Here is a 26,258-nt window from a genome sequence, read left to right on the forward strand (position 1 = left end):
CGAACCCGCCCCGCCGCATATGCCGCGGTGCCGCCGCAGAGCGGCCTTCGGGTAGTGCCTCATCACGTGGCAAGTCCTCAAAAGATCGCAGCTCAAGGAGAGTCATCGAGCGATGGCCGGTCCCGCGTTCCGCGCCGCCGCCGTCCGGGTGCGCGTCCCCGCCACCAGCGCCAACCTCGGCCCGGGCTTCGACGCCCTCGGCCTGTCGCTGGGTCTGTACGACGACGTCGTCGTGCGGGTGGCCGACACCGGACTGAACATCGACATCGCAGGTGAGGGCAGCGAGACGCTCCCGCGCGACGAGTCGCATCTGCTTGTACGTTCCCTGCGTACCGCCTTCGACCTGCTCGGCGGACAGCCGCGCGGGCTCGAGATCGTCTGCGCCAACCGCATTCCGCACGGCCGGGGTCTTGGCTCCTCGTCCGCCGCCATCTGCGCGGGCATCGTCGCCGCGCGCGCCGTGACCATAGGCGGTGACGCCCGGCTGGACGACAACGCCCTGCTCGAGCTCGCCACCGAGATCGAGGGCCACCCGGACAACGTCGCCGCCTGTCTGCTCGGCGGTTTCACGCTCTCCTGGATGGACGGGGGAGCGGCGCGGGCGATCAGGATGGAGCCCGCTGATTCCATCGTTCCGGTGGTTTTCGTACCGGGCAAGCCCGTCCTCACCGAGACCGCGCGCGGACTGCTCCCGCGCACCGTCCCGCACGTCGACGCGGCCGCCAACGCGGGCCGGGCCGCACTGCTCGTCGAGGCCCTGACCAGGCGCCCCGAGCTGCTGCTTCCCGCGACCGAGGACCGGCTCCACCAGGAGTACCGCGCACCCGCCATGCCGGAGAGCGCCGCGCTGGTGGAACGCCTGCGCGCGGACGGCGTTCCGGCCATGATCTCCGGCGCGGGACCCACGGTCCTGGCGCTGGCCGATGAGAGTGCGGCGGACAAGGTCGCACGCCTCGCGGGCGAGGGCTGGGCGGCCAACCGTCTGGCGCTCGACGCGACCGGTGCGAGCGTGCTGCCGCTTGCGCCTTGACACCTGGTAGCCGGATTAGAGAGGGGGAATGTTTGTTGGATCCGGTAGTGTTAATCTCAAGTCTGCACCCGACCCCACCATGGCGAGGTGCTTCGTGTCCCCGTCCGGGACATCCATCCTTCCGGGAGCCTCCCAACCTGCTCTGTGCCCCGCACTGAGCGGTGCCGAGCACGCTCCGGAACCGGCGTGACCGAGCCGAGTGACACCGCACATCAGTGGCACCTCACCGGGACTCGCCATCACCAGTGAATTCTTCCGCCGCGCGTTGGCGGACCTCCGCCCCGGCACGGTCCACACACCAGAGGACCTCCGGACAGCACAACCGGTCGCCGAGCCAGACAGGCCGACGTCCGCTCCAGGGAAGGACCCTTCGTGAGCGACACCACCGATCTGATGGGCGTGACTGCCGACACGCCCGCCACGGACGCCTCTGCGGCGCCTGCCACCGGTGCATCGGCCGGGTCCCGGCGGCGCCGCGGCACCGGCCTCGATGGCATGGTGCTGGCGGAACTGCAGCAGGTCGCATCCGGCCTCGGTATCAAGGGCACCGCGCGGATGCGCAAGAGCCAGCTGATCGAGGTCATCAAGGAGGCGCAGGCCGGGGGAGCCCCCGCGAAGGCCGCGCCGTCCGCGTCCGCCACGGACGCCGAGACCAAGCCCAAGCGCCGCGCGACCTCGAAGGCCCGGACGGGCGAGGACACCGCGGCGGGCACGGACAAGAGTGCCAAGGCGAGCAAGGCCGACAAGGCCGAGCAGGCCGCGGGCGCGAAGGCCGAAGAGGCCGTCGCCCAGCAGCAGATCGACATCCCGGGCCAGCCCGCGGGTGCCGACAAGGGCGAGCGCCGCCGTCGCCGCGCCACCGCCGACGCGGGCAGCCCCGAGACGGTCACCGCCGAGGCGAAGAGCGAGCCGAAGACCGAGGCCAAGACGGACGCGCCGTCCGAGGCCAAGGGCGACGGCTCCGGTGACAACAACGCCGAAGGCCGCCGTGACCGCCAGGGCCGCGACCGTCAGGGCCGTGGCCGTGACCGCGACCGCCGTGGCAACAAGGGCGACGAGCAGCAGGGCGGCAACCGCCAGCAGGGCGGCGGCCGTCAGGACCGCCAGGACCGCGGTGACCGTCAGGACCGTGGCGACCGCCAGGACCGCCAGCAGCGGGACCAGCGGGACAACGGACCGCAGGACGACTTCGACGACGAGGCGGGTGGCCGTCGCGGCCGACGCGGCCGTTACCGCGACCGCCGTGGCCGTCGTGGACGCGACGAGTTCGGTGGCGCCAGCGAGCCGCAGGTCGCCGACGACGACGTACTGATCCCCGTCGCGGGCATCCTGGACATCCTCGACAACTACGCGTTCATCCGGACCTCGGGCTACCTGCCCGGTCCGAACGACGTGTACGTGTCGCTCGCCCAGGTCCGCAAGAACGGTCTGCGCAAGGGTGACCACGTCACCGGCGCCGTCCGCCAGCCCAAGGACGGCGAGCGCCGCGAGAAGTTCAACGCGCTCGTGCGCCTCGACTCGGCGAACGGCATGGCGGCCGAATCCGGGCGCGGGCGGCCGGAGTTCAACAAGCTGACGCCCCTTTACCCGCAGGACCGGCTCCGCCTGGAGACCGACCCGGGCGTGCTCACCACCCGCATCATCGACCTCGTGTCGCCGATCGGTAAGGGCCAGCGCGGTCTGATCGTGGCTCCGCCGAAGACCGGCAAGACCATGATCATGCAGGCGGTCGCGAACGCGATCACCACGAACAGCCCCGAGTGCCACCTGATGGTCGTCCTGGTCGACGAGCGTCCGGAAGAGGTCACCGACATGCAGCGGTCGGTGAAGGGCGAGGTCATCTCCTCGACCTTCGACCGTCCCGCCGAGGACCACACCACGGTCGCCGAGCTGGCCATCGAGCGCGCCAAGCGTCTCGTGGAGCTCGGCCACGACGTGGTCGTGCTGCTCGACTCGATCACCCGCCTGGGCCGTGCGTACAACCTGGCGGCCCCGGCCTCCGGCCGCATCCTGTCCGGTGGTGTCGACTCGACCGCGCTCTACCCGCCGAAGCGCTTCTTCGGTGCGGCGCGCAACATCGAGGACGGCGGCTCGCTGACCATCCTGGCCACCGCGCTCGTCGACACCGGTTCGCGCATGGACGAGGTGATCTTCGAGGAGTTCAAGGGCACCGGCAACATGGAGCTCAAGCTCGACCGGAAGCTCTCCGACAAGCGCATCTTCCCGGCGGTGGACGTCGACGCGTCCTCCACCCGCAAGGAAGAGATCCTCCTGAACGCGGAGGAGCTCGCGATCGTCTGGAAGCTGCGCCGGGTGCTGCACGCGCTCGACTCGCAGCAGGCCATCGAGCTGCTTCTCGACAAGATGAAGCAGACGAAGTCGAACGCCGAGTTCCTCATGCAGATCGCGAAGACGACCCCGGCGCCGGGCAACGGCAACGACTAGTCACAGCGGCACAGCACGACACCGAGGGCCGCCCCCGTCACACGACGGGGGCGGCCCTCGGCGTTCGGGGACGCGGAAGGGGCGCTGAATGACCTTGGCCACACACCTAAGAGATTCTTACGGTCACCCGCAGTAGCCCCGCGACGGAAAAAACCGCAGGTGAGAAGCTGGAAGTACGGGGCAGGAGTACACGAAGTGTCACGAGCGCGCGCCGGGGCGCTCACAAAGCGCTGTGCAACCCTTCTTTCGGTTTCCACGTCTGACAAGTGACGACAAACCGCGCCTGACCCTGAAAGCAGGGGGTAGCCGACCCGACGAGGACTGAGGAGCACATGGCCGACGAGAGCGCATCCGCGGATACGACACCGAAGCGCCCCAAAGGCGGTGGCGGTCGGCGTCGCAAGCCGCGCGACAAGCGCCGCAAGGTCCTCGTCGTCACCGCGTGGACCGCGGCATCGGTGGTCGTCCTCGGCGGTGCGGGCCTCGGTTTCGTGTACTTCAAGCTCAACGGCAACATCAAGGGCGTCGACATCAACGCGGCGCTCGGCACGGACCGCCCCGAGGACATCGACAACGGCTCGCAGGACATCCTCGTCCTCGGCTCCGACTCGCGCTCCGGCGACAACGCCAAGTACGGCAAGGACGAGGGCGGCGCCCGCTCGGACACGGCGATGGTCGTGCACGTGAACAAGGGCCACAAGACGGCCAGCATCGTCTCGATACCCCGGGACACGCTGATATCCCGCCCCGAGTGCGAGACGGACGGCGGCGGGACCGACCCCGGCGGTCAGCGGCAGATGTTCAACACGGCCTACGAGGTCGGCGGCCCCGCCTGCGCCGTCAAGACCGTGGAGAAAATGTCCGGCATCCGGATGGATCACTACGTAGAGGTCGACTTCTCGGGCTTCAAGAAGCTGATCAACACCCTCGGTGGCGTCGAGATCACCACCAAGAAGGCCATCAACGACAAAGACAGCCATCTGAATCTCGAGGCCGGCACGCACCAGCTCACCGGCGAGCAGGCCCTCGGCCTGGTCCGCACCCGGCACGGCGTCGGCGACGGCAGCGACCTCGGCCGCATCCAGCTCCAGCAGGCCTTCATCAAGGCCCTGATCAACCAGGTCAAGGACGTCGGCGTCTTCAGCAACCCGAAGAAGCTCTACGACCTCGCGAACGACGCGACGAGCGCCATCACCACCGACTCCGACCTGAACGACGTCAAGAGCCTCGCGGGCTTCGCGAGCGGCCTCAAGGGCATCGGCGCGGGCGACATGAAGATGGTCACCCTGCCCGTCCAGTACGACCCCGCCGACCTCAACCGCGTCCTTCCCCTGGAGAAGGCCGACCGGCAGGTCTGGGCGGCGCTCAAGGCCGACAAGCCCATCCCCAAGTCCGCCACCGAGAAGTCCGCGGGCGACAAGGGTGAGGCGAGCGACGTCGTGACCAGCGACTAACGACGTTCCCGGCCCCCGCCACAGCCCGCGGGGAATAGAACAGAACCCACCCCGGTTTGGGCAGATGCGACCCGTCCTGGCAGACTGGTACGTCGGCCCCGGTTCACGTACGAGCAATCCGCGCGTGCGACCCGGCGCCCTCCCGAAACTAGGAGACACCTTGAAGCGCGACATCCACCCCGAGTACTTCGACACCCAGGTCAGCTGCACCTGTGGCGCGGAGTTCACCACCCGCAGCACGATCTCCAGCGGCACCGTCCGTGCCGAGGTCTGCTCCGAGTGCCACCCGTTCTACACGGGCAAGCAGAAGATCCTCGACACCGGTGGCCGTGTGGCCCGCTTCGAGGCCCGCTTCGGCAAGGCTGCAGCCGCCAACAAGTAGCGAGCCACTGCGCCGGTCTTCGGCCGCCCTCGGGAGGGGGTGGTTGGGACCGGCGCTTTGCCGTCTGATCGCAGCAGCCATGTCGCGTAGAACCTTCGCGTAGAAAACTCAGGAGACCCCGATGTTCGAGGCGGTCGAGGAACTGATCGGCGAGCACGCCGATCTGGAGACAAAGCTCGCGGACCCCTCGGTCCACGCCGACCAGGCCAACGCGCGCAAGCTCAACAAGCGCTACGCCGAGCTGACCCCGATCGTCTCGACGTACCGCGCCTGGAAGCAGACCGGCGAGGACATCACGACGGCCCGTGAACTGGCCGCGGAGGACCCGGAGTTCGCCGCCGAGGTCAAGGACATGGAGAAGCAGCGCGAGGAGATCACCGAGAAGCTGCGGCTTCTCCTGGTGCCCCGGGACCCCAACGACGACAAGGACGTCATCCTTGAGGTCAAGGCGGGCGCGGGCGGCGACGAGTCGGCGCTCTTCGCCGGCGACCTGCTGCGCATGTACCTGCGGTACGCGGAGCGCGTCGGCTGGAAGACCGAGATCATCGACGCCACCGAGTCCGAGCTGGGCGGCTACAAGGACGTCCAGGTCGCCGTGAAGACCAAGGGCGGCAACGGCGCGACCGAGCCGGGCCAGGGCGTCTGGGCGCGGATGAAGTACGAGGGCGGCGTGCACCGCGTGCAGCGCGTGCCCTCGACCGAGTCGCAGGGCCGGATCCACACCTCCGCGGCCGGTGTCCTGGTGACGCCCGAGGCCGAGGAGGTCGACGTGGAGATCCACGCCAACGACCTGCGCATCGACGTCTACCGCTCCTCGGGCCCCGGCGGCCAGTCGGTCAACACCACCGACTCCGCGGTGCGCATCACGCACCTGCCGACCGGCGTCGTGGCCTCCTGCCAGAACGAGAAGAGCCAGCTCCAGAACAAGGAGCAGGCGATGCGTATTCTGCGCTCCAGGCTCCTTGCCGCGGCTGTGGAGGAAGCGGAGAAGGAGGCGGCGGACGCCCGTCGCAGCCAGGTCCGCACCGTCGACCGCTCCGAGAAGATCCGGACGTACAACTTCCCGGAAAACCGGATCTCGGACCACCGTGTCGGCTTCAAGGCGTACAACTTGGACCAGGTGCTCGACGGAGACCTCGACGCGGTCATCCAGGCCTGTGTCGACGCGGACTCCGCCGCCAAGCTCGCGGCGGCCTGAGCCCCGACCGCACCCGCCCATCGCTCAGCTCAGCCCCGGAGGACCAGCGTGAACCTGCTGCTCGCGGAAGTGGCCCAGGCCACCCAGCGGCTGGCCGACGCCGGCGTGCCCTCGCCGCGCAACGACGCGGAGGAGCTCGCCGCCTTCGTGCACGGCGTGAAGCGGGGCGAGCTGCACTCCGTCAAGGACACGGACTTCGACGCCCGGTACTGGGAGACGATCGCGCGCCGTGAGGCCCGCGAGCCGCTCCAGCACATCACCGGGCGTGCGTTCTTCCGCTACCTCGAACTGCAGGTCGGCCCCGGTGTCTTCGTGCCGCGCCCGGAGACCGAGTCGGTCGTCGGCTGGGCCATAGACGCCGTGCGCGCGATGGACGTCGTCGAGCCGCTCATCGTCGATCTCTGTACGGGGTCCGGGGCCATCGCCCTGGCCATGGCGCAGGAGGTCCCGCGCTCGCGGGTGCACGCCGTGGAGCTCTCCGAGGACGCCCTGAAGTGGACGCGGAAGAACGTCGAGGGGTCCAGGGTCAAGCTCTCCCAGGGCGACGCGCGTGACGCGTTGCCGGAGCTGGACGGCCAGGTCGACCTCCTCATCTCGAACCCGCCGTACATCCCGCTCACGGAGTGGGAGTACGTCGCTCCGGAAGCCCGCGACTACGACCCGGAACTGTCGCTGTTCTCCGGCGAGGACGGCCTCGACCTGATCCGCGGCATCGAGCGCACCGCACACCGCCTCCTGCGGCCCGGCGGTGTCGTCGTCATCGAGCACGCCGACACCCAGGGCGGCCAGGTGCCGTGGATCTTCACCGAGGAGCGGGGCTGGGCCGACGCGGCCGACCACCCCGACCTCAACAACCGGCCGAGGTTCGCGACAGCCCGCAAGGCGATGCCGTGAGCACCACCACTTCAAGTCAGCAGTACGTGTACGAGGAGGCCCGTTAGATGGCACGGCGATACGACACCAATGACGCGACCGACCGTACGACCGGTCTGCGCGAGGCCGCGTCGGCCGTCCGCCGTGGCGAGCTGGTCGTCCTGCCCACCGACACCGTCTACGGCATCGGTGCGGACGCCTTCACGCCGGAGGCGTGCGCCGACCTGCTCGACGCCAAGGGCCGTGGCCGCAACATGCCGACGCCTGTGCTCATCGGCTCCCCGAACACGCTGCACGGCCTGGTCACGGACTTCTCCGAGTCCGCCTGGGAGCTCGTCGACGCCTTCTGGCCCGGTGCGCTGACCCTGGTCGCCAAGCAGCAGCCCTCGCTCCAGTGGGACCTCGGGGACACCCGTGGGACCGTCGCGATCCGGATGCCGCTGCACCCCGTCGCCATCGAACTGCTCACCGAGGTCGGCCCCATGGCGGTCTCCTCGGCGAACCTCACCGGACACCCGGCTCCGGAGGACTGCGACGCCGCGCAGGAGATGCTCGGCGACTCCGTCTCCGTGTACCTGGACGGCGGCCCGACGCCGGGCATCGTCCCCTCCTCGATCGTGGACGTCACCGGCAAGGTGCCCGTACTGCTGCGCGCGGGCGCCCTGGACGCGGAGGAGCTCCGCAAGGTGGTACCCGACCTCGAGGTGGCGAATTGACAGCCCCTGAGACGGGGCGTGGCATAGCGGCTTATCCCGATTCGTTCCGCATCCTCCACGTCAGCACCGGAAACGTGTGCCGCTCGCCGATCACCGAGCGGCTGACCCGGCATGCCCTGGCCGACCGCCTGGGCGATCCCTTCACCGGCGGCCTGATCGTGGAGAGCGCGGGCACGTGGGGGCACGAAGGCGCCCCCATGGAGACCAACGCCGAGACCGTGCTCGCCGACTTCGGCGCGGACGCCTCCGGCTTCATGGGGCGCGAGCTCCTGGACGACCACGTCATCCGCGCGGACCTCGTCCTGACGGCGACCCGGGACCACCGGGCGCAGGTGATCTCGATGGGCCACTCGGCGGGCCTGCGCACGTTCACGCTCAAGGAGTTCACGCGGCTCGTGCGGGCCATAGACCCGGCGACGCTGCCCGACGTCGACGGAGGCGTCGTCGAGCGGGCCAGGGCCCTGGTGCGGGCCGCCGCGGCGCTGCGTGGCTGGCTCCTGGCGCCCACCGCGGAGGCGGACGAGGTGTACGACCCCTACGGGGCGCCGCTGCCGTTCTTCCGCTCGGTGGGCGACGAGATCAACGAGGCGCTCGACCCGGTGGTGACGGCGCTGACGGGCGTGCGGGCCAAGGCCTGAAACCTTTCTCTTCGCCGCGGGTGAAAGATCCGCCCCGACACCGCGCGGGCACCGTGTGGCAGGCCTACATTGGAGGGACCCTCACCCCTCGCGAGGCCCGGAGCCCAAGATGCCGGTCAGCACCGCACCCACCGCCGCCCCGACGGCGCCCGCTGACTTCGCCGCGCTCCGCGGCGCGGACCCCCAGATGGCGGAGGTCCTGCTGGCCGAGCAGGAGCGCCAGGCGTCCTCGCTGCAGCTCATCGCCGCCGAGAACTTCACCTCACCGGCGGTCCTGGCGGCCCTGGGCTCGCCCCTGGCCAACAAGTACGCCGAGGGGTACCCCGGAGCCCGCCACCACGGCGGCTGCGAGCTGGTGGACGTCGCCGAGCGCATCGCCATCGACCGCGCCAAGGCCCTCTTCGGCGCCGAGCACGCCAACGTGCAGCCGCACTCCGGCTCCTCCGCCGTCCTGGCCGCGTACGCCGCCCTGCTGCGCCCCGGCGACACCGTCCTGGCCATGGGCCTGCCGTACGGCGGTCACCTCACACACGGCTCGCCCGCGAACTTCTCGGGGCGCTGGTTCGACTTCGTGGGCTACGGCGTCGACGCGGAGAGCGGCCTCATCGACTACGACCAGGTCCACGCCCTGGCCCGCTCGCACCGGCCCAAGGCGATCGTCTGCGGCTCCATCGCCTACCCCCGGCACATCGACTACGCGGCCTTCCGCGACATCGCCGACGACGTGGGCGCCTACCTCATCGCCGACGCGGCCCACCCGATCGGCCTGATCGCCGGGGGAGCGGCCCCGAGCCCCGTGCCGTACGCCGACGTCGTCTGCGCCACGACGCACAAGGTGCTCCGCGGCCCCCGCGGCGGCCTGATCCTGTGCGGGTCCGAGCTGGCGTCCCGCATCGACCGCGCGGTGTTCCCCTTCACGCAGGGCGGCGCCCAGATGCACACGATCGCGGCCAAGGCCGTCGCGTTCGGCGAGGCGGAGACCCCGGCCTTCACGGCGTACGCCCACCAGGTCGTCGCCAACGCGCGCATCCTGGCCCAGGCCCTGGCCGCCGCCGGCTGCGCGATCACCACCGGCGGTACGGACACGCACCTGATCCTGGCGGACCCCGCGCCCCTGGGCGTCGACGCGCAGAGCGCCCGCGGCAGGCTCGCCGCCCGCGGTCTCGTCCTCGACACGTGCGCCCTGCCCCACGCCGACGGGCGCGGGCTGCGGCTCGGCACGGCGGCCGTCACCACGCAGGGCATGGGGGACGCGGAGATGGTGCGGATCGCGGCCCTCTTCGCCGATGCGGTGCGTGAGGAATCCAAGGAGGCGAGGGACTCGAAAGTACGAGACGAAGTGCGTGAACTGGTGGGCAGATTTCCGCCGTATACGGACTAGGTCGGGGTAGACGCGTCAGAGGAAGGCGCGTACTCGTGCAACCATCGTCGCTACCCGGAAGTCCCCAACCGTATGCACGCAGAGCTAGGGTGTGGGGCTGAGATGGCCAGCGATACCTGTGGGGAAGCCCGTGCGTGAATACCTGCTGACGCTCTGCATCACGGCCGCGGTGACTTACCTGCTGACCGGCCCGGTGCGGAAGTTCGCGATCGTGGCCGGCGCCATGCCGGAGATCCGCGCCCGCGACGTGCACCGGGAGCCGACGCCCCGGCTCGGCGGTATCGCGATGTTCTTCGGGCTGTGCGCCGGTCTGCTGGTCGCCGACCACCTGCCGAACCTGAACGACGTCTTCGAGCGGTCGAACGAACCGCGCGCGCTGCTCTCCGGCGCCGCGCTGATCTGGCTGATCGGCGTCCTGGACGACAAGTTCGAGATCGACGCCCTGATCAAGCTGGGCGGCCAGATGATCGCGGCAGGCGTCATGGTCCTCCAGGGCCTGACGATCCTGTGGATCCCGGTTCCTGGCTACGGCATGGTCCTCCTGGACCAGGGCCAGGGCACGCTCCTGACGGTCGCGCTCGTGGTCATCACGATCAACGCGGTGAACTTCGTGGACGGCCTCGACGGCCTCGCCGCGGGCATGGTGTGCATCGCGGCGACGGCGTTCTTCCTCTACGCCTACCGTCTCTGGTACGGCTACGGCATCGAGGCCGCCGCCCCCGCGACGCTCTTCGCCGCGATCCTGATCGGCATGTGCCTGGGCTTCCTGCCGCACAACATCCATCCCGCCCGGATCTTCATGGGGGACTCGGGGTCGATGCTGATCGGCCTGGTCCTCGCGGCGGGTGCGATCTCCGCCACAGGCCAGATCGACGGCGACGCCCTGAGCCTGAACTTCGGCGGCACCCGCGATGCCACGCACGCGATGCTCCCGGTCTTCATCCCGCTCCTGATGCCGCTGACGATCATTGCGATCCCGTTCGCCGACCTGGTCCTCGCGATCGTCCGGCGTACGTGGAACGGCAAGTCGCCCTTCGCCGCCGACCGCGGCCACCTCCACCACCGCCTCCTGGAGATCGGCCACTCGCACAGCCGCGCGGTGCTGATCATGTACTTCTGGTCGGCGCTGATCGGCTTCGGCACGGTGGCCTACTCGGTCCACTCGGCCAGCATGTGGATCCTCTTCGTGATCGTCGCCCTGAGCGCGGTGGGCCTGGTGCTGCTCATGCTGCCGCGGTTCACCCCGCACATCCCGCGCTGGGCCGAGTCCTTCGTGCCGCCGCGCTACCGGCGGCGCAAGGCGGCCTCGTCGGCCGCGACCGCGGCCGCGGCCGACGAGGCGGGTGCGCCGGACGAGACGGATGCGCAAGCGGAGGACCGGCCACCGGTCGGAACAGGCGTCAACGGGGCGACGGCCGTTGGCACCCGCTCGCGCTTCGAGGATCGGCGCAAGGCCGGTTCGTCGAGCTGACGCCATCGGCAAACTCGCCCAATACCAGACAAGTTGCCGCGTCGCGTGCACATACGCGCGGATTAACTCTCATGTGTGACGGCGAGCACACCTAGCAGGTAAAGACCTCATCAAATAGTTTGTGATACCGTTCACGAAACCAGGGAATAGAGCCGAAGGACCGTAGTGCGACGGTCCATTGGCCCGAGGGACACTCTCGACCCCGGACTACGCTCGTCCATGACGACACCCTGCCCCCATCAGTAAGCGGAGCGCCGCCATGCCGTCTCAAGACACCCGAACTCTCCTTCAGTCCGCCGTACCTACAGCTGCCGCCGGTGCGATCACCGCCGCGGTCAGTGCTGTGGTCGCGGGCGGCAAGGGAGCGCTCGGAGCGGTCGTCGGCACGCTGGTGGTGATCGCCTTCATGGGGCTCGGTATGTTCGTACTCCAACGCACGGCGAAATCGCTTCCGCAGTTGTTCCAGGCGATGGGGCTGATGCTCTACGTCGCCCAACTCCTGCTGCTTCTTGTCTTCGTGGCTCTCTTCAAGGACACCACGTTGTTCAACCCCAAGGCATTTGCCGTGGGTCTTGTGGTCGCGACCGTCGTGTGGATGGCGTCGCAGGCCCGCGCGTTCATGAAGGCCAAGATCCTTTACGTCGAACCCGACTCCGAGCAGAAGGACAAGCCGGAGAAGTCGGGGTCCTCGACGTGAAGGGTAGGGCCGGGATAAATGCGCGTTCGAGATGCTGCTATCGTCCGGTGCCAACTGCGGCACTGCCGGCGCGGGCATCTGAGCTGACGCCTGCACGATCGCGAGGCTCGATGCCTGAACGCCGCGCCCACATCCGAAACACCAGTCTGGTGCCGAACCGCGGCTGCGCGCCGCGCCGACACGACAACGAGGTTGCCGTACCTATGCGTCACGCCGAAGGAGCCCGCGGTGAGTGCTGACCAAACTGAGCTCGCCTTTGACTGGAGCTGTCGGATCATGTCCGACAACGGCTGTGGCTTCCCGGCTCCGGGCCTGCACTCGTTCCTCTTCAAGCCGATCTTCGAGGTCGGCGGGTTCGAGTTCAACAAGGTCATGCTGCTCGCCCTGCTGACGACTCTCGTCGTGGTCAGCTTCTTCTATGCGGCGTTCGGCAAGGCCAAGGTCGTCCCGGGCAAGCTGCAGATGATCGGTGAGGCCGGCTACGACTTCGTACGCCGCGGCATCGTCTACGAGACGATGGGCAAGAAGGAGGGCGAGAAGTACGTCCCCCTGATGGTCTCGATGTTCTTCTTCATCTGGATCATGAACATCTGGTCCGTGATCCCGCTGACCCAGTTCCCGGTCTCGTCGGTCATCGCGTATCCGATCGTGCTCGCGGCGGTCGTCTACTTCATCTGGGTGCCTCTCACCTTCAAGCGCCACGGGTTCGTCGGCGGCTGGAAGAACATCACCGGCTACGACAACTCGCTGGGCCCGATCAAGTGGCTCGTGTCGTTCATCGAGTTCTTCTCGAACCTGCTTGTGCGTCCCTTCACGCACGCCGTGCGACTCTTCGCCAACATGTTCGCCGGTCACCTGATGCTGGTGATGTTCACCGTCGCCTCCTGGTACCTGCTGAACAGCTGGATGATCCCGGCCGCCGGTGTCTCGTTCGTGATGACCATCGTCATGATCCTCTTCGAACTTTTCGTACAGGCGGTCCAGGCGTACGTCTTCGTGCTCCTCTCCGCCACCTACATTCAGGGCGCTCTCGCCGAGCACCACTGAGTGCCCCCCGGCTCAAGTAGCCCCCCAGATCGCCCGGTGGCCAACCCCCACCGGTCCTTGAAAGAGAAGGAAGTAACGGCATGTCCGCGACCCTCGAACTCGCCGCAGGCGTCTCCGGCTCCCTCGGCTCCATCGGCTACGGCCTCGCCGCGATCGGCCCTGGCATCGGCGTCGGCATCGTGTTCGGTAACGGCACCCAGGCCCTGGCCCGTCAGCCCGAGGCCGCCGGCCTGATCCGCGCCAACCAGATCCTCGGCTTCGCCTTCTGTGAGGCGCTCGCCCTCATCGGCATCGTCATGCCGTTCGTGTTCGGTAAGTAATCACTGCTTACTGACACTTTTCGACGAAAGGCACTGATGTGATCGCCAACCTGGTTCAGCTGGCGGCCGAGGAGGAGCAGAACCCGCTCGTCCCGCCGGGTCCTGAGCTGCTCGTCGGCGCCATCGCCTTCGCCATCGTCTTCTTCTTCTTCTGGAAGAAGCTCCTCCCGAACATCAACAAGGTTCTGGAAGAGCGCCGGGAGTCGATCGAAGGCGGTATCGAGAAGGCCGAGGCCGCTCAGACCGAGGCCCAGAGCGTGCTCGAGCAGTACAAGGCTCAGCTCGCCGAGGCTCGGCACGAGGCCGCGCGTCTGCGCCAGGAGGCGCAGGAGCAGGGCGCCCAGCTCATCGCCGAGATGCGAGCCGAAGGCCAGCGGCAGCGCGAGGAGATCGTCGCCGCAGGTCACACGCAGCTCGCTGCCGACCGCAAGGCCGCCGCGCAGTCGCTGCGTCAGGACGTGGGCCAGCTGGCCACCGACCTGGCCGGCAAGCTCGTCGGTGAGTCCCTCGAGGACTCCGCTCGGCAGAGCCGCACCATCGACCGTTTCCTCGACGAGCTCGAGGAGAAGGCCGAGGCGGCTCGATGACAGCCCACGGAGCCAGCCGCGAGGCCCTGGCCGACGCGCGCGAGCGTCTTGACGCGCTGACCGACAACACGTCGGTCGACGCCAAGAAGCTCGCGGACGAGCTGGCCTCGGTCACCGCGCTGTTCAACCGCGAGGTCTCGCTGCGCAGGGTCCTCACCGACCCGTCGCAGTCCGGTGAGGCCAAGGCAGAGCTCGCCGGGCGGCTGCTCGGCGGGCAGGTGGGCGGCGAGACCGCCGACCTGGTGGCCGGCCTGGTCCGCTCGCGCTGGTCGCAGTCGCGTGACCTGGTGGACGCCCTCGAGGAGCTCACCAACCTCGCCGAGCTGACCGGTGCGCAGAAGTCCGGCGCGCTGGACGACGTCGAGGACGAGCTGTTCCGGTTCGGCCGGATCGTCTCCTCGAACACCGGGCTCCGGTCCGCGCTGACCGACCGTGCCGCCACGGGCACGGCCAAGAGCGAGCTGCTGCGCAGCCTGCTCGGTGGCCGGGCCAACGCGGTGACGGAGCGGCTGGTCGAGCGCCTTGTGACCGCGCCCCGTGGACGTAGCCTGGAGACGGGACTCGAGTCCCTCTCCAAGCTGGCCGCGGACCGCCGGAACCGGATGGTCGCCGTCGTCACCTCGGCTGTGCCCCTCACGGACCAGCAGAAGCAGCGCCTCGGTGCCGTCCTTGCGAAGGTCTACGGCCGCCAGATGCACCTGAACCTCGACGTGGACCCCGAGGTCCTCGGCGGGATCACGGTGCAGGTCGGCGACGAGATCATCAACGGCAGCATCGCGGACCGCCTCGAGGACGCGCACCGCCGCATGGCGCGCTAGCAGTAACTCAAAACGTAGGAATGACGGCCCTAGTTGGGCCGTGCAGAGGATTCACCTCTTACTTGGGGGGAGTCCCCAGACCCCCAAAGTGAAACTTCGGGCCCAACAAGGAGAGCAGGGAACCCAGATGGCGGAGCTCACGATCCGGCCGGAGGAGATCCGGGACGCACTGGAGAACTTTGTCCAGGCGTACAAGCCGGACGCGGCCTCGCGCGAGGAGGTCGGTTCGGTCACCGTTGCCGGTGACGGCATCGCGAAGGTCGAGGGCCTGCCCTCGGCCATGGCCAACGAGCTGCTGAAGTTCGAGGACGGCACCCTCGGTCTCGCCCTCAACCTTGAGGAGCGCGAGATCGGCGCCGTCGTACTCGGCGAGTTCAGCGGCATCGAAGAGGGCCAGCCGGTCACCCGTACCGGCGAGGTCCTGTCCGTCGCGGTGGGCGAGGGCTACCTCGGCCGCGTCGTCGACCCGCTCGGCGCCCCGATCGACGGCCTCGGCGAGATCGAGACGTCCGGACGCCGCGCCCTCGAGCTGCAGGCCCCCACGGTCATGGACCGCAAGTCGGTCCACGAGCCGATGGAGACCGGCTACAAGGCCGTCGACGCGATGACCCCGATCGGCCGTGGCCAGCGTCAGCTGATCATCGGTGACCGCCAGACGGGCAAGACCGCCCTGGCCGTCGACACGATCATCAACCAGCGCGACAACTGGCGCTCGGGCGACGTGAACAAGCAGGTGCGCTGCATCTACGTCGCCGTCGGTCAGAAGGGTTCCACCATCGCCTCCGTGCGCGGTGCCCTCGAAGAGGCCGGCGCGCTCGAGTACACGACCATCGTCGCCGCCCCGGCGTCCGACCCGGCGGGCTTCAAGTACCTGGCGCCCTACACCGGCTCGGCCATCGGCCAGCAGTGGATGTACGAGGGCAAGCACGTCCTCATCATCTTCGACGACCTCTCGAAGCAGGCCGACGCCTACCGCGCCGTGTCCCTGCTGCTCCGCCGCCCGCCGGGGCGCGAGGCCTACCCGGGTGACGTCTTCTACCTGCACTCGCGTCTGCTCGAGCGCTGCGCGAAGCTCTCGGACGAGATGGGCAAGGGCTCGATGACGGGTCTCCCGATCGTCGAGACCAAGGCGAACGACGTGTCGGCGTTCATTCCGACCAACGTCATCTCCATCACCGACGGTCAGTGCTTCCTGGAGTCCGACCTGTTCAACGCCGGTCAGCGTCCGGCCCTGAACGTCGGTATCTCGGTCTCCCGTGTCGGTGGCTCCGCCCAGCACAAGGCGATCCGCCAGGTGTCCGGCCGTCTCCGCGTGGACCTCGCCCAGTACCGCGAGCTGGAGGCGTTCGCCGCCTTCGGTTCCGACCTGGACGCCGCGTCGAAGGCCTCCCTCGAGCGCGGTCAGCGGATGGTCGAGCTGCTCAAGCAGGCTCAGTACCAGCCGATGGCCACCGAGGACCAGGTCATCTCCATCTGGGCCGGCACCACGGGCCGCATGGACGAGGTTCCGGTCAACGACATCCGGCGTTTCGAGCGCGAGCTGCTCGACTACCTGCACCGCAAGGAGCAGGGCCTGATGACCTCCATCAAGGAGGGCGGCAAGATGTCCGACGACACGATCACGGCCATCACCGACGCCGTCGCCGAGTTCAAGAAGCAGTTCGAGACCTCGGACGGCAAGCTGCTCGGCGAGGACGCTCCGGCTGCCGTCGACGCGTCCAAGTGACGACGGAAGGGACCTGACTCATGGGAGCCCAGCTCCGGGTCTACAAGCGTCGCATCAAATCCGTCACCGCGACCAAGAAGATCACCAAGGCGATGGAGATGATCGCCGCCTCGCGTGTCGTCAAGGCACAGCGCAAGGTGACCGCCTCCACGCCGTACGCGACCGAGCTCACGCGCGCGGTCACCGCTGTGGCCACGGGTGCCAACGACAAGCACCCGCTGACCACCGAGGCCGAGGCTCCGACCCGGGCCGCTGTTCTGCTCCTCTCGAGCGACCGCGGCCTGGCCGGCGCCTTCAACTCCAACGCCATCAAGGGTGCGGAGAAGCTCACCAAGAAGCTGCAGGACGCGGGCAAGGAGGTCGACACGTACATCGTCGGCCGCCGTGGCATCGCGCACTACAACTTCCGTGAGCGGAAGATCTCCGGGCAGTGGACGGGCTTCACGGATGCCCCTTCCTACGCGGACGCCAAGACGATCGCCGCGCCCCTGATCGAGGCCATCGAGACGGACACGGCTGAGGGCGGCGTGGATGAACTCCACATCGTCTACACCGAGTTCATCTCGATGATGACGCAGGAAGCGACCGGTTCCCGGCTGCTCCCGCTGAGCCTCGAGAAGGTCGCGGAAGAGGCGGGCACGACGGACGAGGCCCGCCCGCTGTACGACTTCGAGCCGTCGGCGGAGGACGTCCTTGACGCTCTGCTGCCGCGCTACGTCGAGAGCCGTATCTACAACGCGCTGCTCCAGTCGGCTGCTTCCAAGCACGCCGCCACGCGCCGCGCGATGAAGTCGGCCACCGACAACGCGGGTGACCTGATCAACGCTCTCACCCGTTCTGCCAACGCGGCCCGCCAGGCCGAAATCACCCAGGAAATCAGCGAGATCGTCGGTGGCTCCAGTGCCCTGGCCGACGCTTCTGCGGGGAGTGACAAGTAATGACGACCACTGTTGATACGGCCGTTGCCACGGGCCGCGTCGCCCGGGTGATCGGCCCGGTCGTCGACGTGGAGTTCCCCGTCGACGCGATGCCGGAGATCTACAACGCCCTGCACGTCGAGGTCGCCGACCCGGCCAAGGACGGCGAGAAGAAGACGCTGACGCTCGAGGTCGCCCAGCACCTCGGCGACGGCATCGTCCGCGCCATCTCCATGCAGCCCACCGACGGTCTGGTCCGCCAGGCCGCGGTGACCGACACGGGCTCGGGCATCACCGTCCCCGTCGGTGACATCACCAAGGGCAAGGTGTTCAACACCCTCGGTGCGATCCTGAACCACCCCGAGGCCGAGGCCGACGTCACCGAGCGTTGGCCCATCCACCGCAAGGCCCCGGCCTTCGACCAGCTCGAGTCCAAGACCGAGATGTTCGAGACCGGCCTGAAGGTGGTCGACCTTCTCACCCCGTACGTCAAGGGTGGAAAGATCGGTCTGTTCGGTGGAGCGGGCGTCGGCAAGACCGTCCTCATCCAGGAAATGATCATGCGTGTGGCCAAGCTGCACGAGGGCGTTTCCGTGTTCGCCGGTGTCGGCGAGCGCACCCGTGAGGGCAACGACCTCATCGACGAGATGGAAGAGTCGGGCGTTCTGGACAAGACCGCCCTGGTCTTCGGCCAGATGGACGAGCCGCCGGGCACGCGTCTGCGTGTCGCCCTTGCCGGTCTGACCATGGCGGAGTACTTCCGCGATGTGCAGAAGCAGGACGTGCTGTTCTTCATCGACAACATCTTCCGCTTCACGCAGGCCGGTTCCGAGGTCTCGACCCTGCTCGGCCGTATGCCCTCCGCGGTGGGCTACCAGCCGAACCTGGCCGACGAGATGGGCCTCCTCCAGGAGCGCATCACCTCGACGCGTGGTCACTCGATCACCTCGATGCAGGCGATCTACGTCCCCGCGGACGACCTCACCGACCCGGCCCCGGCCACGACCTTCGCGCACCTCGACGCGACGACCGTGCTGTCGCGTCCGATCTCGGAGAAGGGCATCTACCCGGCGGTCGACCCGCTGGACTCGACGTCCCGCATCCTGGACCCCCGCTACATCGCGCAGGACCACTACGACGCCGCCATGCGCGTCAAGGGAATCCTGCAGAAGTACAAGGACCTCCAGGACATCATCGCGATCCTCGGCATCGACGAGCTCAGCGAAGAGGACAAGCTGGTCGTTCAGCGCGCCCGTCGCGTCGAGCGCTTCCTGTCGCAGAACACCCACGCCGCCAAGCAGTTCACCGGCCTGGACGGTTCGGACGTGCCGCTCGACGAGTCGATCGCCGCGTTCAACTCGATCATCGACGGCGAGTACGACCACTTCCCCGAGCAGGCGTTCTTCATGTGCGGTGGCATCGAGGACCTGAAGGCGAAGGCCAAGGAGCTCGGCGTCTCCTGAGTCCGTGACTCACGGGAGGGGTGGGCCAGTCCCGCCCCTCCCGATACGCCCACTAGAATTTGACCCAACACCCGGCGAAGCCGCCGGGTGGTGACCCGAGGAGCCACCCTTGGCTGCTGAGCTGCATGTCGAGCTGGTCGCCGCGGACCGTAGCGTCTGGTCCGGCGAGGCCACCCTGGTCGTCGCGCGCACCACGTCCGGCGACATCGGCGTCATGCCCGGTCACCAGCCGCTGCTCGGTGTGCTGGAGTCGGGCCCGGTGACCATTCGTACGAGTGACGGCAACACTGTCGTCGCCGCCGTCCACGGAGGATTCATCTCCTTCGCGGACAACAAGCTGTCACTGCTTGCTGAGATCGTCGAGCTGTCGGACGAGATCGATGTCCAGCGTGCGGAGCGGGCGCTCGAGCGCGCGAAGTCGGAGGCAGACGCCTCCGCCGAGCGTCGCGCGGACGTCCGACTGCGGGCGGTTTCGTCGCGCTGAAACCGGCGCGACGGCGTTGACGTGACTCAGCCGCGGCCAGGTCCGGAGCAATCCGGACCGGGTCGCGGCTGAGGCAATGCGGGTGCAATTCTGTTGGTCCGTTTCGAAGAGGCGAGGAGGTCGGTGCCGATGATCCTCACTCTGCTCGTGTGCGGACTCGTATTGGTCGCGCTGGTACTGGTGGGGCTCTTCGTCTTCGGACTGCGGCGCCGGCTCATCCAGCGCTCCGGCGGCACCTTCGACTGCAGCCTGCGCTGGAACGCCCCGGAGAAGGGCGACACCTCCGGCAAGGGCTGGGGGTACGGCGTCGCCCGCTACAACGGCGACCGGATCGAGTGGTACCGCGTCTTCTCGTACGCTCCCCGGCCGCGCCGGGTCCTCGAGCGCTCGGCCATCGAGGTCGTCGACCGTCGTGCGCCGGACGGCGAGGAAGAGCTCGCGCTGCTCTCCGACGCGATCGTGCTCGGCTGTCTGCACCGCGGCGTGCGCCTTGAGCTGGCGATGGGCGAGGACGCGCTCACCGGTTTCCTGGCCTGGCTCGAGGCGGCGCCTCCCGGCCAGCGGGTGAACGTGGCCTAGACGGCAAGAAGCCGGGAAGACGAGGGGCGTACTCGTCTTCCCGGCTTCGTCTGTGCGGGACGGGCTACTTCAGACCGTCATTGATGGCAGCCACCAACTCACCGTTGGTGGTGTCACCGCTGAACTCCCAGAAGAAGGCGCCTCCCAGGCCCTGCTGCTTCGACCAGGCCATCTTGCTCTTGACCGTCGCCGGGGTGTCGTACGACCACCAGTTGTTGCCGCAGTGGGCGTAGGCCGTGCCGGCGATCGTGCCGTTGGCGGGGCAGGAGTTCTTGAGGACCTTGTAGTCCTCGATGCCCGCTTCGTACGTTCCGGGCGCCGCGCCGGTCGCCGTGCCGCCCGGCTCCTTCTGGGTGACGCCCGTCCAGCCGCGGCCGTAGAAGCCGATGCCGAGCAGGAGCTTCGAGGCGGGGACGCCCTTCGCCTTCAGCTTCGTGATGGCGTCGGCGGAGTTGAAGCCGTCCTGCGGGATGCCGGGGTAGGACGTGAGCGGGGAGTGCGGGGCCGTCGGGCCCTTGGCCGCCCACGCGCCGAAGAAGTCGTACGTCATCACGTTGTACCAGTCGGCGTACTGCGACGCGCCGCCGTAGTCGGCCGCGTCGATCTTGCCGCCGCTGGAGCCGTCGGCGGTGATGGCCGCGGTGACCAGGGCGTCCTTGCCGAACTCGGTGCGGAACGCCTGCATCATGTTCTTCATCGATGCCGGGCCGCTGGTGTCACAGGTCAGGCCGCAGGCGTTGGGGTACTCCCAGTCCAGGTCGATGCCGTCGAAGACGTCGGCCCAACGCGGGTCCTCCACCAGGTCGTGGCAGGACTTGGCGAAGGCGGCCGGGTTCTTCATGGCGTCGGTGAAGCCGCCGGACCAGGTCCAGCCGCCGAAGGACCACAGGACCTTGAGGTTGGGGTGCTTGGCCTTGAGCTTGCGCAGCTGGTTGAAGTTGCCGCGCAGGGGCTGGTCCCAGGTGTCCGCCTTGCCGTCGACGGACTGGTCGGCGGTGTACGCCTTGTCGTAGTCGGCGTAGGCGTCGCCGATCGTGCACTTGCCGCCCTGGACGTTGCCGAAGGCGTAGTTGATGTGCGTGATCTTGGAGGCGGAGGCCGAGGTGTCGATGTTCTTCACGTGGTAGTTGCGTCCGTAGACGCCCCACTGGGTGAAGTAGCCGAGCTTGACCTTGTCACCCGGTCCCGGGCCCGGGTCGGTGCCGCCCGTGGTGTGCACCTTGACGGCGCCCGATGCCGGTCCTGTCTGGTCCGCGGTGTCGCGGGCCTGGACCGTGTACGAGTAGTCGGTGCCCGCGGTGAGGCCGCTGTCGGCGTACGACGTGCCGGTCACCGTGGCGACCTTGGAGCCGTCGCGCAGGACGTCGTAGTTCTTGACGCCCTTGTCGTCGGTGGCCGCGCTCCAGGCGAGCTTCACCGAGGTGTTGGTGATGTCGGACGCGGTGGGGGTGCCGGGTGCCGAGGGAGGGTTGTCGCCGGGGACGCTGCCGCCGTCACAACTGCCGCCGTTGAGCGTGCAGTTGGAGGGCGAGCCGGGGCCCGAGCCGTTGAACCCGAAGGAGACCGAGGCGCCGGGGGCGAGCGTCCCGTTCCAGCCGAGGTTCTTGGCGGTCCAGCGGTTGCCGGAGTTGGTGACGGTGGCGTCCCAGGCGGAGGACACCTTCGTGCCGGTGGGGAAGTCCCACGCGACCGACCAGGAGCTGATGGAGGTGGTTCCGGTGTTCTTGACGGTCCACTTGCCCTCGAAGCCGCTGCCCCAGTCCTGGGTCTTGGCGTACGTGGCGGTGGCCGCGGGGGCGGCTTCCGGCGCGGCTTCGGCGGGACCGCCGAGCGCGACGAGGGTGGCGAGCGGGAGCAGCAGGGTGGTGAGGCCTGCCACGGCTCTGTGTCTGAAGCGCACTGTGTGCTCCTCGGGTGAGATCCGGGGGTCATAGGGGTGGAACCCTGCGCCGCCCGTGAGCACGTGGAACACGTGGGGGAGTGCTCACCGCAGTGCCGGTGAGAATAGAAAGGTCTGGACCAGCGGTCAAGAGGTCTGAACCATTGGCCGGATCGCGCCGGTCGGGCGCACCGGACCCGGGCTCATACACCCAACTCCTGCGCGAGGACGGCCGCTTGGACCCTGCTGCGCAGCTCCAGCTTGCCGAGGAGGCGGCTGACATGGGTCTTCACCGTCGCCTCCGCCATGTCCAGACGACTCGCGATCTCCGCGTTCGAGAGCCCTTCGCCGATGCGGGCGAGCACCTCGCGCTCGCGGCGGGTGAGGGTGTCGAGGATGGCGGGATCGGGTCCGTTCTCCCGGCGTGCGCGCCGCACGGTCTGCGGGGCGGCGAACTCGGCGATCAGCCGCCGGGTGACGGCCGGGGCGATCAGGCCCTCGCCGCGGCCGACCGTGCGGACCGCCTCCAGGAGGTCCTTGGCCTCGGTGTTCTTCAGGAGGAACCCGCAGGCGCCCGCGCGCAGCGCCCCGAAGACGTACTCGTCGAGGTCGAAGGTGGTCAGGACGAGCACGTCCGCGAGGTCCTCGGCGACGACCTGCCGGGTCGCGGAGACCCCGTCGAGGCGCGGCATCTGGATGTCCATCAGCACCAGATCGGGCCTCAGTTCACGGGCGAGCGCCACCGCCTCCTCGCCGTCGGCCGCCTCGCCGACCACCTCGATGTCCGGCGCGCTGCGCAGGATCAGGACGAGTCCCGCCCGTACGGCGGACTGGTCCTCGGCGACGAGCACTCGGATCATTCGGTCACTCCTTCATCGATGGGGTCGAGGTCCGAGGGGGCGACGGGCAGGGTCGCGTGCACGCTCCACACCTTCTCGCCGTCGGGGGACGCGCTGCTCTCGGGCCCGGACTCGAAGGCGCCGCCCAGGAGTTCGGTGCGCTCCCGCATGCCGACCAGACCGGCGCCGGAGCCCGGGGCGCGGGGGCCGGACGGTGATCCGTACGGGCTGGTCACGCGGACTTCGAGGGCGCGCCGCCGCTGGGTGAGCGTCACCGTCACCGGGCCGGGCGATGCGTGCTTCAGGGCGTTGGTCAGGGACTCCTGGATGATGCGGTACGCCGCGAGTTCGACCGGGGCGGGGAGCTTGGAGTCGTCCGGGCCACGGGTGTCGTCGAGGGTGACGTCCAGACCATTGGTACCGGCGTTGTCGATCAGGGAGCCGAGGCCGTCCAGAGTGGGCGCGACCGTCGGCTCCCGGTCGTCGCTGGAGTCCCGCAGGATGCCGATGAGGCGGCGCATCTCCGACAGACCCTCGACGCTGTTCTCCCGGATGACGGCGAGGGCGTCGCGGGTGGTCTTCGGGTCGTCCAGGGAGAGCGCGGCCGTGGAGTGGATGGCGATCGCCGAGAGGTGGTTGGCGACCATGTCGTGCAGCTCGCGGGCCATCCGGGCCCGCTCGGCGGTGATGGCCTGCACGCGGTCCATCTCGGCGAGCAGCGCGGTCTGTTCGGCCCGCAGGCGCGCGGCGACGGCGGCCTCGCGGTGGGTGCGCACGAGAACGCCGGTGGTCGCGGGGGCGAAGGACACCAGGCCGGTGAGGACGCCGATGAGGATCGCTTCGGGCTCCCGCAGCCAGGCCAGGAACCCGATCGTCACCGCCACCGTGATCAGCCCCGTGGTGACCGGGATGCGCCGGGCGGAGGCCGGAGTGCCGTACACCACGGCCGCGTACATGATGTCCGTGAACATCATGACCGTGGCCAGATTCCCCGCGGTGAACTGGTCGGCGATCAGTGCGAGCGTGGCGATGATCAGGGCCGTCCGCGGCCTGCTCCTGCGCAGCAGTTCGAGCCCGGCGAGGACGAGGAGCGGGATCAGCGCCCAGGTGCTGCCGAGCGGCCGGTCCGTCTGCATGGTGAGCCCGAGTGCCCACCACGCGAGCCCGGCGAGCACGCTGGCCACGGAGATCTGTACGTCGACGCGGTGCGGGCGGGGGAGGGACAGGGCCATGCGTCCATCCAACACGGCGTGCCGGGGCCGTGCCTGATCCTGAGGGAGGAACCGCGCGCTACATCGAAGGATGCAGTCCCACTTCGTCACTGGCGACGATGATCCGCGGCCGGTCCGCCGGGAGCCTGGAAGGGTGACCGAGAGGAGCGAACAATGATCGTCACGCTGATCATCATCTGCGAGGTCGGCTTCTGGGTGCTGCTGGCCGGAGGCCTGGCCCTGCGCTACGCGGCGAAGATGCCGCGCGCGAGCGTCGCGGTGCTGCTGTGCGAGCCGATCCTGGAGATCGTCCTCTTCGTCGTCACCGCGATCGACCTGAAGAACGGCGCGGAGCCGGACTGGAAGCACGGCCTGGCCGCCGTCTACATCGGCTACTCCATCGCCCTCGGCCACTACACGATCAAGTGGGTGGACGTCCGCGTCGCCCACCGCTTCGCGGGCGGCCCGCCGCCGTCCACCCCCAAGTACGGCACGGCCCGCGCGATCCACGAGTGGAAGATCGCCGCCCGCTGGATCCTGGCCGGACTGATCGCGATGGCGCTGCTCCAGGGAGCGGTCTGGTACGTCGGGGGCGACGGGGACATCGGCTCACTGCGGATGTGGCAGCAGAGGATGCTGTGGCTGATCGGCATCAACGTGATCATCGCGGCGGCCTACACGGTCTTCCCGAAGCAGGCGCCGGCGGTGCGGGACGGCGAGAAGGAGCCGAGCTTCCTGAGCAAGCTCTAACGCTCGCCGCCCGGCACCCACAGCACGTCTCCGACCTCCTTGTTGGCCGCACGGGCCAGGATGAACAGGAGGTCGGAGAGCCGGTTGAGATAGGTGGCGGTCAGGGGGTTCATGACCTCCCCGTGGACCTCGAAGGCCGCCCACGTGGACCGCTCCGCCCGCCGCACCACCGTGCACGCCTGGTGCAGCAGCGCCGCGCCCGGTGTGCCGCCCGGCAGGATGAAGCTGCGGAGCTTCTCCAGCTCGTCGAGGAAGCGGTCGCAGTCCTGCTCCAGCTTGTCGATGTAGGACTGCTCGACGCGCAGCGGCGGGTACTTCGGCTCCTCCACGACCGGCGTGGACAGGTCGGCGCCCACGTCGAAGAGGTCGTTCTGGACCCGGACCAGGACCTTCACGACCTCTTCGTCGAGCTGACCGAGCGCGATCGCCGTGCCGATGGCGGCGTTGGCCTCGTTGGCGTCGGCGTACGCCGAGATCCGCAGATCCGTCTTGGCGGTCCTGCTCATGTCGCCGAGGGCCGTCGTGCCCTGGTCGCCGGTCCTGGTGTAGATGCGCGTCAGATTGACCATGAGGTCAGCCTAGTTACGCGCCGGCCTTCCGGAAGACACGTGTGCCCACCGTCACGGACCCGAGCGCGAGCGCGGCGGCCATCAGGACGCCGTACAGCATCGCCGTACTCGCGTACTCGCCCACGTAGGCGGCCCGCACCGCGTCCACGAGGTAGCGGAACGGCATGAAGTGCGAGAGCACGTCCAGCCACCCCGGCGCCAGGGCCATCGGCAGCATCAGGCCGGAGAGCAGCATCGAGGGCATGCTCACCGCGTTGATCACGGGGCCGAACTCGTGCGGCTTGGAGACGAGCAGCGCGAGCGCGTACGAGAGGGACGCGAGGACGATCGTCAGGACCGCCACGAACGCGAAGCCGATGAGGATGCCGACGAGCGGCGCCCGCAGCCCCATCACCACGGCCGCCAGGACGAGCAGCACCGCCTGGAAGACGAAGAGCGCGGCATCGCGGAGCACCCGCCCCAGCAGCAGCGCGAGCCGGCTGACCGGCGTCACCCGCATCCGCTCCACCACACCGAACTGCTTCTCGATGATGATCGCGAATCCGCTGTACGAGGCACCGAACAGGCCGAGTTGGAGCAGCAGCCCCGGCACGAGCACCTGCCAGGAGTCGCCGCGCGAGCCGAGCGGCAGGTCGGTCAGGAGCGGGCCGAAGAAGAGCAGGTAGAGCAGCGGCATCAGGACGCCGAAGAGGATCTGGAACTTGGAGCGCAGGGTCTGGCGGGCGTACCGCCCGAAGATCAGCGCGGTGTCGGAGAGGAAAGCAGACATCAGGGGTCCTGGGGT

General features: G+C 68.8%; 26 protein-coding genes. 21 read left to right on the plus strand and 5 right to left on the minus strand.

The window, feature by feature from the left end; genetic code table 11:
• Positions 1-112: 112 nt before the first annotated feature.
• The 20 genes from thrB to ACIGXX_RS26760 all read left to right on the plus strand — a co-directional run bounded on the left by thrB (position 113) and on the right by ACIGXX_RS26760 (position 20,226).
• On the plus strand, positions 113-1,030 hold the full coding sequence (gene thrB / locus ACIGXX_RS26665; protein ID WP_351163864.1) for a homoserine kinase: 918 nt from the start codon (positions 113-115) through the stop codon (positions 1,028-1,030).
• A gap of 372 nt (positions 1,031-1,402) precedes the next feature.
• Positions 1,403-3,475, plus strand: a complete 2,073-nt coding sequence (gene rho, locus ACIGXX_RS26670; protein WP_399979342.1) for a transcription termination factor Rho — start codon at positions 1,403-1,405, stop codon at positions 3,473-3,475.
• 332 nt (positions 3,476-3,807) lie between these two features.
• Positions 3,808-4,929 (plus strand): LCP family protein, encoded by a 1,122-nt coding sequence (locus tag ACIGXX_RS26675; protein ID WP_399979345.1) that lies wholly within the window; start codon positions 3,808-3,810, stop codon positions 4,927-4,929.
• Positions 4,930-5,089: 160 nt separating this feature from the next.
• Positions 5,090-5,311, plus strand: a complete 222-nt coding sequence (rpmE, locus tag ACIGXX_RS26680) for a 50S ribosomal protein L31 (protein WP_351163871.1) — start codon at positions 5,090-5,092, stop codon at positions 5,309-5,311.
• Between the two features lie 121 nt (positions 5,312-5,432).
• Positions 5,433-6,509 carry a peptide chain release factor 1 gene (gene prfA, locus ACIGXX_RS26685; RefSeq protein ID WP_351163874.1) on the plus strand — a complete coding sequence of 359 codons (1,077 nt, stop codon included), beginning with the start codon at positions 5,433-5,435 and terminating at the stop codon, positions 6,507-6,509.
• Positions 6,510-6,557: 48 nt separating this feature from the next.
• Positions 6,558-7,403: a peptide chain release factor N(5)-glutamine methyltransferase gene (prmC, locus tag ACIGXX_RS26690; protein ID WP_249587746.1), complete on the plus strand. Its 846-nt coding sequence runs from the start codon at positions 6,558-6,560 to the stop codon at positions 7,401-7,403.
• A gap of 47 nt (positions 7,404-7,450) precedes the next feature.
• Positions 7,451-8,098 carry an L-threonylcarbamoyladenylate synthase gene (locus tag ACIGXX_RS26695; protein ID WP_249587745.1) on the plus strand — a complete coding sequence of 216 codons (648 nt, stop codon included), beginning with the start codon at positions 7,451-7,453 and terminating at the stop codon, positions 8,096-8,098.
• Positions 8,095-8,736, plus strand: a complete 642-nt coding sequence (locus tag ACIGXX_RS26700) for a protein-tyrosine-phosphatase (RefSeq protein ID WP_344530651.1) — start codon at positions 8,095-8,097, stop codon at positions 8,734-8,736. The genes ACIGXX_RS26695 and ACIGXX_RS26700 overlap by 4 nt, the downstream gene beginning before the upstream one ends.
• A 109-nt stretch (positions 8,737-8,845) precedes the next feature.
• Positions 8,846-10,117: a serine hydroxymethyltransferase gene (gene glyA / locus ACIGXX_RS26705; protein WP_399979350.1), complete on the plus strand. Its 1,272-nt coding sequence runs from the start codon at positions 8,846-8,848 to the stop codon at positions 10,115-10,117.
• Positions 10,118-10,247: 130 nt separating this feature from the next.
• Positions 10,248-11,588 (plus strand): MraY family glycosyltransferase, encoded by a 1,341-nt coding sequence (locus ACIGXX_RS26710; protein WP_399979353.1) that lies wholly within the window; start codon positions 10,248-10,250, stop codon positions 11,586-11,588.
• A gap of 259 nt (positions 11,589-11,847) precedes the next feature.
• Positions 11,848-12,285: a hypothetical protein gene (locus tag ACIGXX_RS26715; RefSeq protein ID WP_361050005.1), complete on the plus strand. Its 438-nt coding sequence runs from the start codon at positions 11,848-11,850 to the stop codon at positions 12,283-12,285.
• 276 nt (positions 12,286-12,561) lie between these two features.
• Positions 12,562-13,332 carry a F0F1 ATP synthase subunit A gene (gene atpB / locus ACIGXX_RS26720; RefSeq protein ID WP_361464246.1) on the plus strand — a complete coding sequence of 257 codons (771 nt, stop codon included), beginning with the start codon at positions 12,562-12,564 and terminating at the stop codon, positions 13,330-13,332.
• 80 nt (positions 13,333-13,412) lie between these two features.
• Complete coding sequence (atpE, locus tag ACIGXX_RS26725) at positions 13,413-13,652, plus strand: ATP synthase F0 subunit C (RefSeq protein WP_055564408.1); 240 nt, start codon at positions 13,413-13,415, stop codon at positions 13,650-13,652.
• 38 nt (positions 13,653-13,690) lie between these two features.
• Positions 13,691-14,239 carry a F0F1 ATP synthase subunit B gene (locus ACIGXX_RS26730; RefSeq protein ID WP_160507233.1) on the plus strand — a complete coding sequence of 183 codons (549 nt, stop codon included), beginning with the start codon at positions 13,691-13,693 and terminating at the stop codon, positions 14,237-14,239.
• Positions 14,236-15,057, plus strand: a complete 822-nt coding sequence (locus tag ACIGXX_RS26735; protein ID WP_399979359.1) for a F0F1 ATP synthase subunit delta — start codon at positions 14,236-14,238, stop codon at positions 15,055-15,057. Before ACIGXX_RS26730 ends, ACIGXX_RS26735 begins: the two co-directional genes overlap by 4 nt.
• 127 nt (positions 15,058-15,184) lie before the next feature.
• Positions 15,185-16,783, plus strand: a complete 1,599-nt coding sequence (atpA, locus tag ACIGXX_RS26740) for a F0F1 ATP synthase subunit alpha (protein WP_351163890.1) — start codon at positions 15,185-15,187, stop codon at positions 16,781-16,783.
• Between the two features lie 20 nt (positions 16,784-16,803).
• On the plus strand, positions 16,804-17,721 hold the full coding sequence (locus tag ACIGXX_RS26745) for a F0F1 ATP synthase subunit gamma (protein WP_351163892.1): 918 nt from the start codon (positions 16,804-16,806) through the stop codon (positions 17,719-17,721).
• Positions 17,721-19,163 carry a F0F1 ATP synthase subunit beta gene (atpD, locus tag ACIGXX_RS26750; RefSeq protein WP_249587735.1) on the plus strand — a complete coding sequence of 481 codons (1,443 nt, stop codon included), beginning with the start codon at positions 17,721-17,723 and terminating at the stop codon, positions 19,161-19,163. The genes ACIGXX_RS26745 and atpD overlap by 1 nt, the downstream gene beginning before the upstream one ends.
• A gap of 109 nt (positions 19,164-19,272) precedes the next feature.
• Positions 19,273-19,647, plus strand: coding sequence for a F0F1 ATP synthase subunit epsilon (locus ACIGXX_RS26755; RefSeq protein WP_160507238.1), 375 nt, complete (start codon positions 19,273-19,275; stop codon positions 19,645-19,647).
• A 129-nt stretch (positions 19,648-19,776) separates the two neighbouring features.
• Complete coding sequence (locus tag ACIGXX_RS26760) at positions 19,777-20,226, plus strand: DUF2550 domain-containing protein (protein ID WP_135331165.1); 450 nt, start codon at positions 19,777-19,779, stop codon at positions 20,224-20,226.
• 64 nt (positions 20,227-20,290) lie between these two features.
• Here ACIGXX_RS26760 and ACIGXX_RS26765 read toward each other — a convergent pair whose 3' ends face one another.
• The 3 genes from ACIGXX_RS26765 to ACIGXX_RS26775 form a co-directional block, all read right to left on the minus strand.
• On the minus strand, positions 20,291-22,126 hold the full coding sequence (locus tag ACIGXX_RS26765) for a glycoside hydrolase family 18 chitinase (RefSeq protein ID WP_351163897.1): 1,836 nt from the start codon (positions 22,124-22,126) through the stop codon (positions 20,291-20,293).
• Between the two features lie 182 nt (positions 22,127-22,308).
• Entirely contained in the window at positions 22,309-22,965 is a 657-nt protein-coding gene (locus ACIGXX_RS26770; protein ID WP_351163899.1) for a response regulator transcription factor, read from the minus strand.
• Positions 22,962-24,176 (minus strand): histidine kinase, encoded by a 1,215-nt coding sequence (locus ACIGXX_RS26775; protein WP_366464376.1) that lies wholly within the window; start codon positions 24,174-24,176, stop codon positions 22,962-22,964. Before ACIGXX_RS26775 ends, ACIGXX_RS26770 begins: the two co-directional genes overlap by 4 nt.
• A 153-nt stretch (positions 24,177-24,329) precedes the next feature.
• Between ACIGXX_RS26775 and ACIGXX_RS26780 the strand changes: the two genes are divergently transcribed.
• On the plus strand, positions 24,330-24,905 hold the full coding sequence (locus tag ACIGXX_RS26780) for a hypothetical protein (protein WP_383820931.1): 576 nt from the start codon (positions 24,330-24,332) through the stop codon (positions 24,903-24,905).
• Here the strand turns inward: ACIGXX_RS26780 and ACIGXX_RS26785 are convergent.
• Together ACIGXX_RS26785 and ACIGXX_RS26790 are read right to left on the minus strand one after the other, a co-directional pair.
• Entirely contained in the window at positions 24,902-25,474 is a 573-nt protein-coding gene (locus tag ACIGXX_RS26785; RefSeq protein WP_351163906.1) for a cob(I)yrinic acid a,c-diamide adenosyltransferase, read from the minus strand. The genes ACIGXX_RS26780 and ACIGXX_RS26785 overlap by 4 nt on opposite strands.
• Positions 25,475-25,487: 13 nt before the next feature.
• Complete coding sequence (locus tag ACIGXX_RS26790) at positions 25,488-26,243, minus strand: ABC transporter permease (RefSeq protein WP_361464237.1); 756 nt, start codon at positions 26,241-26,243, stop codon at positions 25,488-25,490.
• Positions 26,244-26,258: the final 15 nt, after the last annotated feature.

The sequence above is a fragment of the Streptomyces sp. NPDC055243 genome, from assembly GCF_044544025.1.
Taxonomy (GTDB): Bacteria; Actinomycetota; Actinomycetes; order Streptomycetales; family Streptomycetaceae; genus Streptomyces.